Raw genomic sequence first — 13244 nt, forward strand, 5'->3', positions numbered from 1 at the left:
CCGCGTGGACTTCGGACTCGTCCTGCAGACCGACCCGCCGGCCTCGCAGGTCGTCGGCCTGATGCGGAGGGCGGAGCGCAACGGCTTCCGCTACGGCTGGACCTTCGACTCGGCCGTGCTGTGGCAGGAACCCTTCGTCATCTACAGCCAGATCCTCGAACACACGACGAAGCTGCACGTGGGCCCGATGGTCACGAACCCGGGGACCCGTACCTGGGAGGTCACGGCCTCCACCTTCGCCACCCTCAACGACATGCACGGCAACCGGACCGTCTGCGGCATCGGCCGCGGCGACTCCGCGATGCGGGTCGCCGGCCGCAAGCCCAACACCCTGGCCCGGCTCGGTGAGGCCATCGACGTCATCCGCGACCTGGCGGAGGGACGGGAGGCGGTCGTGGACGGCAGCCCGATCCGCATCCCGTGGGTGAAGGAGGGGAGGCTGCCGGTGTGGATGGCGGCGTACGGCCCCAGGGCCCTCGCCCTCGCCGGGCAGAAGGCCGACGGCTTCATCCTCCAGCTCGCCGACCCGTTCCTCACCGAGTGGATGGTCAAGGCGGTCCGACAGGCGGCCACCGACGCGGGCCGCGACCCCGACGCCCTGACGATCTGCGTCGCCGCCCCCGCCTACGTCACCGCCGACGACTCGGCCGAAGCCCTGGCGCACGCCCGCGACCAGTGCCGCTGGTTCGGCGGCATGGTCGGCAACCACGTCGCCGACCTGGTGTCCAAGTACGGCGAGCACTCCTCGATGGTCCCCGAGGAGCTCACCGAGTACATCAAGGACCGGCAGGGCTACGACTACTCCCACCACGGCCGCGCCGACAACCCCGACACCGCCTTCGTCCCCGACGAGATCGTCGACCGCTTCTGCCTCCTCGGCCCCGCCGAGGCCCACATCGCCAAGCTCCGCCACCTCGAGGACCTCGGCGTGGACCAGTTCGCCGTCTACGACATGCACGACAACCGGGAGGGCACGATCGATGCCTACGGCTCCGACATCATCCCGTCGTTCCGCTGAGCGGTGCCGGAGAGGAGCCCGGCGCGTCAGGGGCTACCGGTTGACGGTGAACCCGTGGCTGTCGCCGTACGTGACGCTGGCGTCCTGCCAGGCCTTCAGACCGTCGGTGAGTGTCGTGGAGGAGGTGTACGCCCTGCCGACGGTGTCGTTGAAGATCGAGTTCGCGTACACCTGGAAGGGCAGGTAGGACCAGTCGGCGCCGACGTTGCGGGCGGAGTCGGCGAAGACGCGGTTGGCCTGCTGGCCGCCGAAGTACGGGAACCTGGTGTCGAGGAACGCCCTCGATTCCAGGTCGGCGCGGGTGGCGGGGAAGGAGCCCTGGGCGATCCGGGAGGTCGCGCCGGCGCCGGTGGTGGCGAACTCGGTGAAGGCGTAGGCCAGGTCCTTGTTCTTGGCGGCGGTCGGGATCGCGAGGGAGCTGCCGCCGTTCTCGGCGGTCGTCTTCTCGCCCTTCGTCCACTGCGGCAGCGGGGCGACCCGCCAGTCGCCGGAGGCGGAGGGGACGCCGGAGGAGAGGTTGGCGGGCATCCAGGCGCCGATGGAGAGGGTGGCGATGGAGCCGTCGGCCAGACCCTTGTACCAGGCGTCACTCCACGTGCTGATCGGCGCGACCAGCTTCTCGTCGAGGAGCTTCTGCCAGGTGGCGGTGTACTTCCGGGTGCCCTCGTCGGCGAAGTCGATGGTGACGTCGGTGCCGTCGGTCCTGTACGGGCGTCCGCCGGCCTGCCAGATGAGGCTGGTCGTGGCGCCCGCGTCACCGGTGTCGTTGGTGATGAAGATCTTCGGGTCGGCCTTGTGCAGGGTGCGGGCCGCCTCGACGTACTCGTCCCAGGTGGTCGGGACCGCGATCTTGTGCTTGTCGAAGACCTTCTTGTTGTAGAAGAACGCCATCGGGCCCGAGTCCATGGGCAGCGCGTAGATGGCCTTGCCCTGGGAGACGGCGTCCCACGGCCCCGGCGTGAAGGTCGTGCCGTACTTCTGGGCGCCGTAGGAGGAGAGGTCCTCGACGGTCTTTCCGATGGAGAACTGGCCGAGGGCGTAGTACTCGATCTGCGCGACGTCGGGGGCGTCCTTCCCGGCCGCGATCGCGTTCTGCAGCGCGCTGTACTGCTTGTCGGCGATGCCCGCGTCCACCAGCTCGACGTCGACCTCGGGGTACTTCTTCTCGAAGTCCTCCGCCACCTTCTTCAGCGTGGGCTCCCAGGCCCACACCGTCACCTTCCCGCCCTCTTCCAGCGCGGCGCTGATGTCCCTCGGATCACCGCCGCCGGTGTCCTCGCCGTCGGAACCGCAGGCCGTGACGGTCAGCGAGAGCGTGGTGAGGACGGCGAGGGCGCCGAGCAGTCCGCGAGTGGTGTGGGTACGCATGGGAGGTGCTCCTGGTCGGCGGCGCGCGGCTCGCGTTCTCCAGCGGAGTGAGTTTCGAGCCATGCTGTCATCATGTGCCGCCACACCAGCGCGGGCAACGTCCGACCGGGGTGTCGGGCACGGGCTCTCCGGTGGTGACGCGCGGGGAGGCGAACGGTGCCGCCCCCGGGCGCGCATGTCGGCGCAGACATGCCGGGGTGGCGGAGAGGCCGGTGGACGGGGGTCGCGGCGCTCACGAGGTGCGCGGGAGGCGGGCCGTCCGTTCGATCCAGCTGAGGTACGACCCCACGCGGGTGTTCACCGCGGGGGTGTCGGTGGCGCATTCCCTGCCGTAGGACACCAGCCCGATGACGTACGGCCGCCCCCCGACCGCGCGGACCAGGGGGCCGCCGGAGTCGTACTGGCAGGTGTCCCGCCCGGGGGCGTAGGTGCAGATCTGGGTCGGGGCGATGTGCGCCATGCCGCGGCGCGCGCACGCCGGGTTGCTCATGGTGCCGAGGGACACCGTCCGCAGGACGTCGGAGGTGGGGCCGCCGAACGAGGTCGTGCCCCAGCCCGGGACCTCGACCTGGGTGCGGTCGAAGGAGTCGTGGGCGTACGGGGCGGGCAGGCCGACCGGGCGGACGTCACGGTTGAGGGAGACCGGCTCGGCGAGCCGGACGAGAGCGATGTCGTTGCGCTGGGTGTCCGGGTCGTACTCCGGGTGCGGGAGGAACCGGTCGGGCGTCACCAGCACCGCGTGCGGGCTGTCGGCGGCGGTCGTGAGGTCGTGGTCGCCCAGGAGCACGCCGAGGCGTGAGGGGCTGCTGTACGAGCCCGTCAGACAGTGCGCGGCGGTGAGGACGTACCGGTCGCCGATCAGCGCACCGCCGCACACGACCCGGCGCGCCACCACGTCCACGAGTCCCGCCATGAAGGGGTACTGGTGGGGCCGCGCCTCCTGTCCACCGACGACCGCCTGCGCGGGCGGCGCGACGCCGAGCGGGCACACCGCCAGCACCGCTCCCGCGACCGCCGCCATGAGCTTCCTCGCCCGTCCCACCTGATCTCCGCACTGCCGACGCCATGTCTCCGGGCCGCCGGCGGTGCGGAGACGTTTCCGCACGCCCGAGAGACGGCCCGCGTGGGCATCAACGACGCGGGCCGGAAACGGTCACCTGTCGGCGGCGTCGGCGCGGTCCCTCCGCAGACCCGGTTTCACCGGCCCCTCGATCCGCATGCCGCCACCCTACGCAGGCGCGTACCGGCTCGGCGGCGCAGGGCTCGCTCGTACCTAAGGGATGACACCGGCCGCAAGGTGCTCATCGGGGGAACAGGGGGTGACAAGTGCGACGGTCCCGTTGTCAGCGCTCCGTGCTTAGCTGGAGGCATGACGGAAGACTTCATCGAGCACGTCCTCGGCGGCCGTACGTCCGAGGTGGAGGAGGCGGTCCGCAAGGCGGCCGCCGTCGAGATCATGCCCCGCTTCCGGCAGCTCGCCGCCCACGACATCGTCGAGAAGAACGGGCCGCACGACCTGGTCACCGTCGCCGACCGGGCGGCCGAAGTCCATCTCACCACCTCCCTGACCGCCCTGCTGCCCGGCTCGGTGGTCGTCGGCGAGGAGGCCGTCCACGCCGACCCCGCGGTCTACGAGGCGCTGCGCGGCGACGCCCCCGTCTGGATCGTCGACCCCGTCGACGGCACCCGACAGTTCGTCCACGGCGAGCCCGCCTTCTGCACCCTCGTCGCCCTCGCCCGGCACGGGGAGCTGCTCGCCTCCTGGACCTTCGCCCCCGCCCTGGACGAGTTCGCCGTCGCCGTGCGCGGCCGGGGCGCCACCCTCAACGGGGCGCCTCTGCACGCCGGTTCCCCCGCGCCCGGCGCGGTGCTCCGGGTCGCCACCTCGCACCCCGACTACACGACACCGGACCAGAAGCACGCCCTGCTCGGCCTGACCACCGAGGGCGTCGCCCCCCGCCCCTGCGGCTCCGCCGGCCTCGAGTACCTGGCGGTGGCGCGCGGCGCGCTCGACGCCACCGTGTTCTCCTGGGAGTACGCCTGGGACCACGCGGCCGGACTGCTCCTGGTGACCGAGGCGGGCGGCACGCACACGACCCTCGCCGGGGAGCCGTACGACATCACCGGAGGGAACGCGCTGCCCTTCACGGCCGCCCGTGACTCCGCCACCGCCGACCGTGTCCGGGTCCTCCTGAGGGGCCGTTAGGAGCCGCCGGAGCACAGGAATATCCTGAGGTTCCCGGCGATCGGCTGACGAAGGAGTCCAAGGTGTCGAAGGTGACGTCGATGCTCGATGCCGTCGTCGTGGGCGCGGGGCCCAACGGGCTGACCGCGGCCGTCGAACTGGCCCGCCGCGGCCTCTCCGTGGCCGTGTTCGAGGCCAGGCCCACCGTCGGCGGCGGCGCCAGGACCGAGGAGCTCACCCTCCCCGGTTTCCTGCACGACCCCTGCTCCGCCGTGCATCCCCTGGGGATCGGCTCGCCGGTCTTCAACTCCATGCCGCTGGCGCGGTACGGGCTCGACTGGCTCCACCCCGAACTGCCCATGGCCCACCCCTGGGACGACGGAACGGCCGCCGTCCTCGCCCGCTCCGTCGCGGAGACCGCCGCCTCCTTCGGCCCGCGCGACGCGGGGGCGTACCGCAAGCTCGTCGCACCGTTCCGCGGCAAGTGGGACACCCTCGCCCGGGACTTCATGCAGCTGCCGCTCACCGCGCTGCCCCGCGACCCGGTCACCCTCGCCCGCTTCGGCCTCACCGGACTGCCGCCCTCCACCTGGCTGATGCGCCGCTTCCAGGACGAGAAGGCCCGCGGACTCTTCGCCGGTCTCGTCGGCCATGTCATGGCCCCCCTCGGCGGCTTCGCCACCGGCGCCGTCGGCCTGGTCTTCGCGCTCGCCGCCCACGCCAACGGCTGGCCTCTGCCCCGGGGCGGCTCCCAGTCCATCTCCGACGCCCTCACCGCGTACCTCGAGGACCTCGGCGGCGCCGTCCACACCGATTTCGAGGTCAAGCGCCTGGACGACCTGCCGCCCGCCCGCGCCTACGTCTTCGACACCTCGCCCGCGGCGCTCGCCAGGATCGCCGGGTTCGGCGGCCACTACGACCACTACCGGTACGGCGCCGGCGTCTTCAAGATCGACTACGCCCTCGACGGGCCCGTGCCCTGGACCGCCGAGGAGCCGCGGCGCGCCGGCACCGTCCAGATCGGCCCCACCGCCGGGGAGATCGGCGTCGCCCTGCGCCAGGCCTCGTCCGGCACCGCCCCCGACACGCCCTTCCTCATCACCGCCCAGCCCAGCCTCGTCGACCCGTCCCGCGCCCCCGAGGGAAAGCACGTGTTCTGGGCGTACGGCCACGTGCCGAACGGCTGGCGCGGCGACCTCACCGAGGCCATCGAGCGTCAGATCGAGCGCTTCGCCCCCGGCTTCCGCGACCGTGTCCTCGCCCGCGCCACCGCGGGACCGCCCGAACTCGCCGCCCACAACGCCAACTACGTCGGCGGCGACATCGCCTGCGGCGCCGCCCGCGGCCTCCAGCTGCTGCTCCGCCCCACCCTCTCGCTCCGCCCCTACGCCACCCCGCACCCGGCGGTCTTCCTCTGCTCCTCCGCCACCCCGCCCGGCCCCGGCGTCCACGGCATGTCCGGGCACAACGCGGCGAAGGCGGTATGGCGCCGGCTGCGAAAATAGACTGGACCCCATGGCCAAGTACTTCGACGTGCACCCCGACAACCCGCAGCCCCGCACCATCGGTGCGGTGGCCGACTCCATCCGGAACGGGGCGCTCGTGGCGTACCCGACCGACTCCTGCTACGCGCTCGGCAGCCGCCTCGGCAGCCGCGACGGCATCAGCCGCATCCGGACGATCCGCGACCTCGACGACCGGCACCACTTCACGCTCATGTGCCAGAACTTCGCCCAGCTGGGCCAGCTCGTGCACATCGACAACGACGTCTTCCGCGCGGTCAAGGCGGCCACCCCCGGCGCGTACACCTTCATCTTGCCGGGGACGAAGGAGGTGCCGCGGCAGCTGCTCCACCCCAAGAAGAAGACGGTCGGCGTCCGCATCCCCGACCACGTGGTCACCCAGGCCCTGCTCGCCGAGCTCGGTGAGCCGCTGCTCTCCAGCACCCTGTTGCTGCCCGACGAGGAGGAGCCGCTCACCCAGGGCTGGGAGATCAAGGAGCGGCTCGACCACCAGGTGGACGCGGTGCTCGACTCCGGCGAGTGCGGGACCGAACCCACCACGGTCGTCGACTTCTCCAGCGGGGAGCCCGAGATCCTGCGCCGCGGGGCGGGGGACACCACCCGCTTCGAGTAGGAGCGGGGGACACCACCGCTTCGAGCAGGGGAGGGGAGCGGTCGACCGGGCCCGCGCGCGAGGCGGCCGCGCCGGTCCCCGCAACGAGGCGGTCCACCGGTTCCGGGGCGGCCCTTTCCGGCCCGGTCGGCGGCGCCGTACGGTCGGGTGACCCGTTCCCGACCGCCCCTCGGAGGATCCGGCCGCATGATCGTCATCGCCCATGTCAGCGACATCCACATCGACGGCGAGCGGCGCGGCACGGACCGCACCCGCGCCGTCCTGCGGTACCTGGAGGAGCTGCCGTACGACCTGGCGGCCGTGCTCGTCACCGGGGACATCGCCGACCACGGCACCCCGGACGAGTACGCACGGGCACGGCGGCTCCTGAGCTCCCGTCACCCACTGCTCGTCTGCCCCGGCAACCACGACGACCGCGCCGCCTTCCGCAAGGCCCTGCTCGACGAGGAGACACCGGCGCGCCCGTACGCCCCCGTCAACCAGGTGCTCCGGGGCGAGGGCTTCGCCGTCGCCCTCTGCGACTCGTCCGTCCCCGGGGAGCACCACGGCCTCCTGGAGGACGAGACGCTGGAGTGGCTCGACGGCGTCCTCGCCGACACCCCGCGCGAGGTGCCCGTCCTCGTCGGCTTCCATCACCCGCCCGTACCGCTGCACACCCCGTACGTGGACGAGATCCGGCAGTTCGGTGAGGAGCGGCTCGCCGCGCTCGCCGACCGCCACCCCCACCTCACGGCCTTCCTCGCGGGGCACGCGCACACGGCCGCCGCCACGACCTTCGCCGGACGCCCGCTGGTCGTCGCCCCCGGGGTCGTCTCCGCCCTCCGGCTGCCCTGGGAGAACCCGGACCCCGCCCACCCGCACGTCCACCTCGACCTGCCGCCCGCCCTCGCCTTCCACGTCCTCGGCGAGGACGGCAGGCTGACCACCCACTACCGGACGGTCACCGTCTGACCGCGGGGCGACCGGGGGGCCGGGTGACGGGGGACGTACCCGGCCCCGGACGGCCATGTCGTTTTCTCGCCAGCCCGCGCGCCGCCCGTCCCCGATCCTGGAACCATGCACACCGACACCGAGCGCTGCGTACGGGCCGTCCAGTCGAAGGACGCCCGCTTCGACGGCGTGTTCTTCACCGCCGTCCGCACCACCCGGATCTACTGCCGCCCCAGTTGCCCGGTCGTCCCGCCCAAGCCCGAGAACATGGAGTTCCACGCCAGCGCCGCCTCCTGCCAGCGCGCCGGCTTCCGGGCGTGCAAGCGGTGCCGGCCCGACACCAGCCCCGGCTCGCCCGAGTGGAACGTCCGCGCCGACGCCGTCGCCCGCGCCGTACGCCTCATCCAGGACGGGGTCGTCGACCGGGAGGGCGTCCCCGGGCTCGCCCGCCGACTCGGCTGGTCCACCCGCCAGATCGAACGCCAGCTCCTCGCCGAACTGGGCGCGGGGCCCCTCGCCCTGGCCCGCGCCCAACGGGCCCAGACCGCCCGGGTTCTCATCGAGACGACCCCGATGCCGCTGGGCGAGGTCGCCTTCGCGGCCGGCTTCGCCTCCATCCGCACCTTCAACGACACCGTCCGTGAGGTCTTCGCCCTCACCCCCGGCGAACTCCGCGCCCGCGCCGCCCGCCCGGCCCCCGACAGGACCCCCACCCCCGGGGTGATCAGCCTCCGGCTCCCGTTCCGAGCCCCGCTGGAACCCTCCAACCTCTTCGGCCACCTCGCCGCGACCGCCGTCCCCGGCGTGGAGGAGTGGCGCGACGGCGCCTACCGGCGGACGCTGACCCTCCCGTACGGACACGGCATCGTCGCCCTCGCCCCGCGCGCCGACCACATCGCCTGCCGCCTCTCCCTCACCGACCCCCGCGACCTCACCCACGCGATCAGCCGCTGCCGCCGCCTCCTCGACCTGGACGCCGATCCCGTCGCCGTCGACGAGCGGCTGCGCGCCGACCCGCTGCTCGCGCCGCTCGTCGACGCCGCGCCCGGCCGCCGGGTGCCCGGCACCGTCGACCCCGCCGAGTTCGCCGTACGGGCCGTCCTCGGCCAGCAGGTGTCCACCGCCGCCGCCCGCACCCACGCCGCCCGGCTCGTCACCGCGTACGGCACGCCCGTCGACGACCCCGAGGGCGGCCTCACCCACCTCTTCCCCGGCCCCGATGCGCTCGCCGCGCTCGACCCCGAGGCCCTCGCCCTGCCCCGCACCCGCCGCGCCACCCTCCTCACATTGGTCGGGGCCCTCGCGGACCGCTCCCTCGTCCTCGGCCCCTCCGAGGACCGCGAGGAGGTCCGCGCCCGGCTGCTCGCCCTGCCCGGATTCGGCCCCTGGACGACCGAGGTCATCGCCATGCGGGCGCTCGGCGACCCCGACGCCTTCCTCCCCGGGGACCTGGGCGTCCGCCGCGCCGCCACCGGACTCGGCCTGCCAGGCACCCCGGCCGCGCTCACCGCCCGCGCGGCCCACTGGCGCCCCTGGCGCGCGTACGCCGTCCAGTACCTCTGGGCGACCGACGACCACCCCATCAACCACCTGCCCAGCGAAGGACACTGAAGCGCCATGGCCCCCACCGTGCGGTACACCGTCGTGGACAGCCCCTACGAGCCGCTGACCCTCGTCGCCGTCGACGGCGTCCTCAGCCGCGTCCACATGACCGGGCAGCGCCACCGCCCGGCCGAGGAGACCTTCGGCACGCCCGACCCCCGCCCGTTCGACGCCGCGATCCGGCAGCTCGACGCCTACTTCGCCGGTGAACTCACCGAGTTCGACCTGCCGTTGCACCTCATCGGCACCCCGTTCCAGGTACGGGTCTGGGAGCGGCTGCTCCTCATCCCGTACGGGGAGACCCGGACGTACGGCGAACTCGCCGAGGAGCTCGGCAACGCCGGCGCCTCCCGGGCCGTGGGCCTCGCCAACGGCAAGAACCCCGTCAGCATCATCGTCCCCTGCCACCGGGTGGTCGGCGCCGGCGGCGGCCTCACCGGATACGGCGGCGGCCTCGACCGCAAGCAGCGGCTGCTGGCCTTCGAATCGGGTACGGCCGAACCGGCCGCCCTGTTCTGACCGTGGTGTTAGGTTCCCGTCATGGCCAAGGTGAACATCGCGCTCGACGCCGAACTCGTCGTGGAAGTCATGGTCCTGGCCGGCATCGGCAATCCGCAGGACGCCGTCGAGGCGGTGGTGCGCGACTACATCGCCCGCGGACACCGCACCGAGGCGCGCGCCGCCAGCCGGGACGAGGCCGGGCGCACCGGCGAGATGCTCCCGCCGGAGCCCCCGCAGGGCTGAGTGGCCCCTTCCCGCGAGCACCGTCCGCATCTGTGCGGCCACCTGCCGTAGTGGTGGGCGCCGTCGGGTTTGATCGATCAATTCCACGCTCACGAACCCACTATGGTGCGGAATGTCGTCTTATCCGGGGGTGGCATGCCGTCCTGCGGTACGGATAGGGTCGGCGTCGGCGCGACTGCATGTTCGAAAGCAAGGGATGCAAGGTGGCGGACGGAGCAGCAACTCACGTCGCTCACGTACTCGTGGCGGCTGACAAGTTCAAGGGCTCGCTCACGGCCGTACAGGTCGCGGAGCGGGTCACGGCGGGACTGCGACGGGTCGTCCCGGAGCTCGCGGTGGAGACCCTGCCCGTCGCCGACGGCGGCGACGGCACCGTAGCGGCGGCCGTCGCGGCCGGATTCGAGCGCCACGAGGTCCGGGTGACGGGACCGCTCGGCGAGCAGGTCACCGCCGCCTTCGCGCTGCGCGGCACCACCGCGGTCGTCGAGATGGCCGAGGCCTCCGGTCTCCAGCTCCTCCCGGCCGGTGTGTTCGCCCCGCTGACCGCGACCACGTACGGCTCCGGCGAGCTCCTTCGCGCGGCGCTCGACGCCGGTGCGACCACCGTCGTCTTCGGTGTCGGCGGCAGCGCCACCACCGACGGCGGCGCCGGCATGCTCGCCGCGCTCGGAGCCCGTTTCCTCGACGCGTCCGGCGCGCCCGTGGGCCCCGGCGGCGCCGCCCTCGCCGACCTGGCCACGGCCGACCTCAGCGGGCTCGACGCCCGCTTCGCCTCGGTCGACCTGATCCTCGCGAGCGACGTCGACAACCCGCTCACCGGCCCCAAGGGCGCCCCCGCCGTCTACGGGCCGCAGAAGGGCGCCACCCCGGACGACGTCCGCACCCTGGACGCGGCCCTCGCCCACTTCGCCACCGTCCTGGAGAAGGCCATCGGCCCCAAGGCCGCCGAAGCGGCCGTCGCCCCCGGCGCGGGCGGCGCGGGCGGCATCGGCTACGGCGCGCTCATCCTCGGCGCGAGCTTCCGGCCCGGCATCGAGCTGATGCTGGAGGTCCTCGGCTTCGCCCCCGCCCTGGAGCGGGCCACCCTCGTCATCACCGGCGAGGGCTCCCTCGACGAGCAGACCCTCCACGGCAAGGCCCCGGCGGGCGTCGCCGCGGCGGCGCGCGCCGCCGGCAAGGAGGTCGTCGCCGTCTGCGGCCGCCTGGCCCTGCCTCCCGAGGCCCTCGGCACGGCGGGCATCCGCCGCGCCTACCCCCTCACGGCCCTGGAGCCCGACCCGTCCCGCTCCATGGCCAACGCGGGCCCGCTCCTGGAAGACGTGGCGGCATCGATCGCCCGCGACTTCCTGACGTAGGGCCATAGGCCCGAGAACCCGGCGGACGTCCACGCCCCGCCCCCGCGGTCTGCGACGCACACGCGCCTACGCCGGGGCCGGGCCACCCGCCCGTGTGGGCACCCGCCCCGAGGCCGGGCCACCCGCCCGTCTGGACACGGGGGACGGCGCGGGGTCCGGCCCACCGCCCCGAGGCCGGGCCACCCGCCCCCGCCCCGCGCCCGTGTGGGCATTCGTCCCGCTGGGGCGGGACGGGTGGGCACACGGGACGGCGCCCTTGGCGGCGCCTCCGCCCCTTGTGCCTTGACCCGCACCCCGTGTGCGGCGCGCACCGGGTGCGGGTTCAGGCGCAGGAGCCTGGGCCCGGCACGGGGCGCCGTTCCGTTGTGCCCACCCGTTCCGCCCTGGGGTCCCCCCGGACGGAGTCTGGGGGAGGAACGAATGCCCACAATGCGGGGGCAAAGGCCCACAGCGGGCGTGGCAGGCGGGGCCCGCCTCCGCGCCCCGCAACGCGGGCCGCCCCAGCCGCCCAGAGGCGTAGCCCCCCTCACCCCTGGGACGTCAAGCGGAACGCGTCCAGCGCCAGGGTCATCTCCGTCAGGTCCCGCGGGCGGGACAGTGACCGGGACGTCAGCTGCTCCAGGCGGCGCAGGCGGTTGAAGACCGTGTTCCGGTGGCAGTACAGCCGCCCCGCCGCCCGCCCCGCCGACCCCTCGCAGTCCAGCCACGCGTCCAGCGTCTCCAGGAGCACCGCCCGGTCGGCAGGGTCCAGTTCCAGCAGGCCGCCCAGGACGTCCGAGACCAGCAGGCTCGCCATCTCCGGCTGGCCCACCACCAGCGCCCCCGCCATCCGCCGGTCGAGCCGCACGATCTGCCGGCTGCCCGGCGGGCAGGTCCGCAGCGCCAGTTCCGCGAGCCGCCGCGCCCGGCCCAGCTCGGTGAGGCCCACCACCACCGGACTGATCCCGCCCGGCCCCGGGCACCGCCCGTCGAGGAGCTCGGACAGCGCGTCCAGACCGGTGTCCCCGGCCAGCGCCACCACCCCCAGCTCGCAGTCCGCGCCCATCCGCCACAGGAACCGCACGCCCTCGCCCTGCACCTGCCGGTGGAACGGCTCCCGCTCCTCCCGCCGGTCGTAGCGCAGCACCACCACCGCGTACCGCCCCTGCTCCGGCAGGTCGAGGCCCGCCGCCGCCCGCGACACCAGCTCGGGCGACCGCTGGCCCTGGAGCAGCGCGTCCAGGAGCGCCTGGAGCTGCTCGTCCGTCCGGCGGCGCAGCTCCAGCTCCGTCGACCGATACGCCTCCGACACCGTGTCCGCCTGCGCGTCCACCGCCGACCACACCGTCGTCGCCGACTGCATCAGCGCCGCCAGCTGCGCCGCGTCCGACCCGGCGCCCTCGATCAGCGCGTCCCAGACCAGATGGCCCGCGTGCCGGTACGCGTGCACGACCAGTTCCAGCGGCATGCCCTGGGCGGCCCGTCGCCGGCCCATCATCTCCGCGTGCTCCAGGTCCCGTCGGGGCGAGTTCCGCGGCGCCGAGATCATCTCGATCCCGATCCGCATCGCCTCCTGGGCCTCCTGCCAGTGCGTGTCGTACGCAAGGATCCGCCCGTAGGCGGGCTCGTAGGCGTGGAGTTCCTTCAGATGCTCGTCCACCAGCTCCGGCACCCGCTCCAGAAGCGCCGTGCACGCCTGAGCGAGCACCTTCCAGTCGTCACCGGTCCGCCGTCTGCGCCGTCCCATGCCGGGAGGATCCACCGCCGCGGCCCCGCCGCACACCCCTGACGCGCACTGTTGTGCGCATGCACAGCCGCCCGCCGTCCGCGCTGGTCACCGGCAGCGTTTCGGCCGCGGGACGTGGACGCGCGGTCGGGCGCGGTGTTGGGGTGAGCGCCACTGAACGGCCGAGTAACAAAGACGGCC

The 13244-nt window shown here is 73.6% G+C and carries 12 protein-coding genes; 9 read left to right on the forward strand and 3 right to left on the reverse strand.

The window, feature by feature from the left end; translation table 11 throughout:
• Positions 1 to 4: 4 nt before the first annotated feature.
• Positions 5 to 1018: a TIGR03842 family LLM class F420-dependent oxidoreductase gene (locus tag AMK29_RS14095; RefSeq protein WP_073812522.1), complete on the forward strand. Its 1014-nt coding sequence runs from the start codon at positions 5 to 7 to the stop codon at positions 1016 to 1018.
• A 33-nt stretch (positions 1019 to 1051) separates the two neighbouring features.
• Here the strand turns inward: AMK29_RS14095 and AMK29_RS14100 are convergent, their stop codons facing one another.
• Positions 1052 to 2386, reverse strand: coding sequence for an ABC transporter substrate-binding protein (locus tag AMK29_RS14100; RefSeq protein ID WP_073812524.1), 1335 nt, complete (start codon positions 2384 to 2386; stop codon positions 1052 to 1054).
• A gap of 232 nt (positions 2387 to 2618) precedes the next feature.
• Positions 2619 to 3428 (reverse strand): serine protease, encoded by an 810-nt coding sequence (locus AMK29_RS14105; protein ID WP_241845354.1) that lies wholly within the window; start codon positions 3426 to 3428, stop codon positions 2619 to 2621.
• 327 nt (positions 3429 to 3755) lie between these two features.
• Here AMK29_RS14105 and AMK29_RS14110 point away from each other — a divergent pair, with 327 nt between their 5' ends.
• The 8 genes from AMK29_RS14110 (at position 3756) to AMK29_RS14145 (ending at position 11338) form a co-directional block, all read left to right on the forward strand.
• Positions 3756 to 4592, forward strand: coding sequence for an inositol monophosphatase family protein (locus tag AMK29_RS14110; protein ID WP_073812527.1), 837 nt, complete (start codon positions 3756 to 3758; stop codon positions 4590 to 4592).
• A 71-nt stretch (positions 4593 to 4663) separates the two neighbouring features.
• Positions 4664 to 6076 (forward strand): phytoene desaturase family protein, encoded by a 1413-nt coding sequence (locus AMK29_RS14115; protein WP_073813779.1) that lies wholly within the window; start codon positions 4664 to 4666, stop codon positions 6074 to 6076.
• 10 nt (positions 6077 to 6086) lie between these two features.
• Positions 6087 to 6707: an L-threonylcarbamoyladenylate synthase gene (locus tag AMK29_RS14120; RefSeq protein ID WP_073812529.1), complete on the forward strand. Its 621-nt coding sequence runs from the start codon at positions 6087 to 6089 to the stop codon at positions 6705 to 6707.
• Positions 6708 to 6893: 186 nt separating this feature from the next.
• Entirely contained in the window at positions 6894 to 7658 is a 765-nt protein-coding gene (locus tag AMK29_RS14125) for a metallophosphoesterase (protein WP_073812530.1), read from the forward strand.
• A gap of 105 nt (positions 7659 to 7763) precedes the next feature.
• Complete coding sequence (locus AMK29_RS14130; protein WP_073812532.1) at positions 7764 to 9248, forward strand: AlkA N-terminal domain-containing protein; 1485 nt, start codon at positions 7764 to 7766, stop codon at positions 9246 to 9248.
• A gap of 6 nt (positions 9249 to 9254) precedes the next feature.
• On the forward strand, positions 9255 to 9758 hold the full coding sequence (locus AMK29_RS14135; protein ID WP_073812534.1) for a methylated-DNA--[protein]-cysteine S-methyltransferase: 504 nt from the start codon (positions 9255 to 9257) through the stop codon (positions 9756 to 9758).
• A gap of 21 nt (positions 9759 to 9779) precedes the next feature.
• Entirely contained in the window at positions 9780 to 9983 is a 204-nt protein-coding gene (locus AMK29_RS14140) for a type II toxin-antitoxin system VapB family antitoxin (RefSeq protein ID WP_073812535.1), read from the forward strand.
• Between the two features lie 179 nt (positions 9984 to 10162).
• The gene (locus AMK29_RS14145; RefSeq protein WP_073812537.1) at positions 10163 to 11338 is read left to right on the forward strand and encodes a glycerate kinase; all 1176 of its coding nucleotides are present in this window, start codon (positions 10163 to 10165) and stop codon (positions 11336 to 11338) included.
• A gap of 526 nt (positions 11339 to 11864) precedes the next feature.
• Here AMK29_RS14145 and AMK29_RS14150 read toward each other — a convergent pair.
• The gene (locus tag AMK29_RS14150) at positions 11865 to 13064 is read right to left on the reverse strand and encodes a PucR family transcriptional regulator (RefSeq protein WP_073812539.1); all 1200 of its coding nucleotides are present in this window, start codon (positions 13062 to 13064) and stop codon (positions 11865 to 11867) included.
• Positions 13065 to 13244 lie beyond the last annotated feature (180 nt).

Origin of the sequence: Streptomyces sp. CB02261 (assembly GCF_001905665.1) — a bacterium.
Lineage (GTDB): Bacteria > Actinomycetota > Actinomycetes > Streptomycetales > Streptomycetaceae > Streptomyces.

What these genes read in the sequence shown, in the direction of transcription:
- AMK29_RS14125 (WP_073812530.1), top strand. Translation starts at nt 6,894, where the DNA reads ATGATCGTCATCGCCCATGTCAGCGACATCCACATCGACGGCGAGCGG.
- AMK29_RS14100 (WP_073812524.1), bottom strand. Translation starts at nt 2,386, where the DNA reads ATGCGTACCCACACCACTCGCGGACTGCTCGGCGCCCTCGCCGTCCTC.
- AMK29_RS14145 (WP_073812537.1), top strand. Translation starts at nt 10,163, where the DNA reads ATGTTCGAAAGCAAGGGATGCAAGGTGGCGGACGGAGCAGCAACTCAC.
- AMK29_RS14135 (WP_073812534.1), top strand. Translation starts at nt 9,255, where the DNA reads ATGGCCCCCACCGTGCGGTACACCGTCGTGGACAGCCCCTACGAGCCG.
- AMK29_RS14150 (WP_073812539.1), bottom strand. Translation starts at nt 13,064, where the DNA reads ATGGGACGGCGCAGACGGCGGACCGGTGACGACTGGAAGGTGCTCGCT.
- AMK29_RS14130 (WP_073812532.1), top strand. Translation starts at nt 7,764, where the DNA reads ATGCACACCGACACCGAGCGCTGCGTACGGGCCGTCCAGTCGAAGGAC.
- AMK29_RS14120 (WP_073812529.1), top strand. Translation starts at nt 6,087, where the DNA reads ATGGCCAAGTACTTCGACGTGCACCCCGACAACCCGCAGCCCCGCACC.
- AMK29_RS14140 (WP_073812535.1), top strand. Translation starts at nt 9,780, where the DNA reads ATGGCCAAGGTGAACATCGCGCTCGACGCCGAACTCGTCGTGGAAGTC.
- AMK29_RS14110 (WP_073812527.1), top strand. Translation starts at nt 3,756, where the DNA reads ATGACGGAAGACTTCATCGAGCACGTCCTCGGCGGCCGTACGTCCGAG.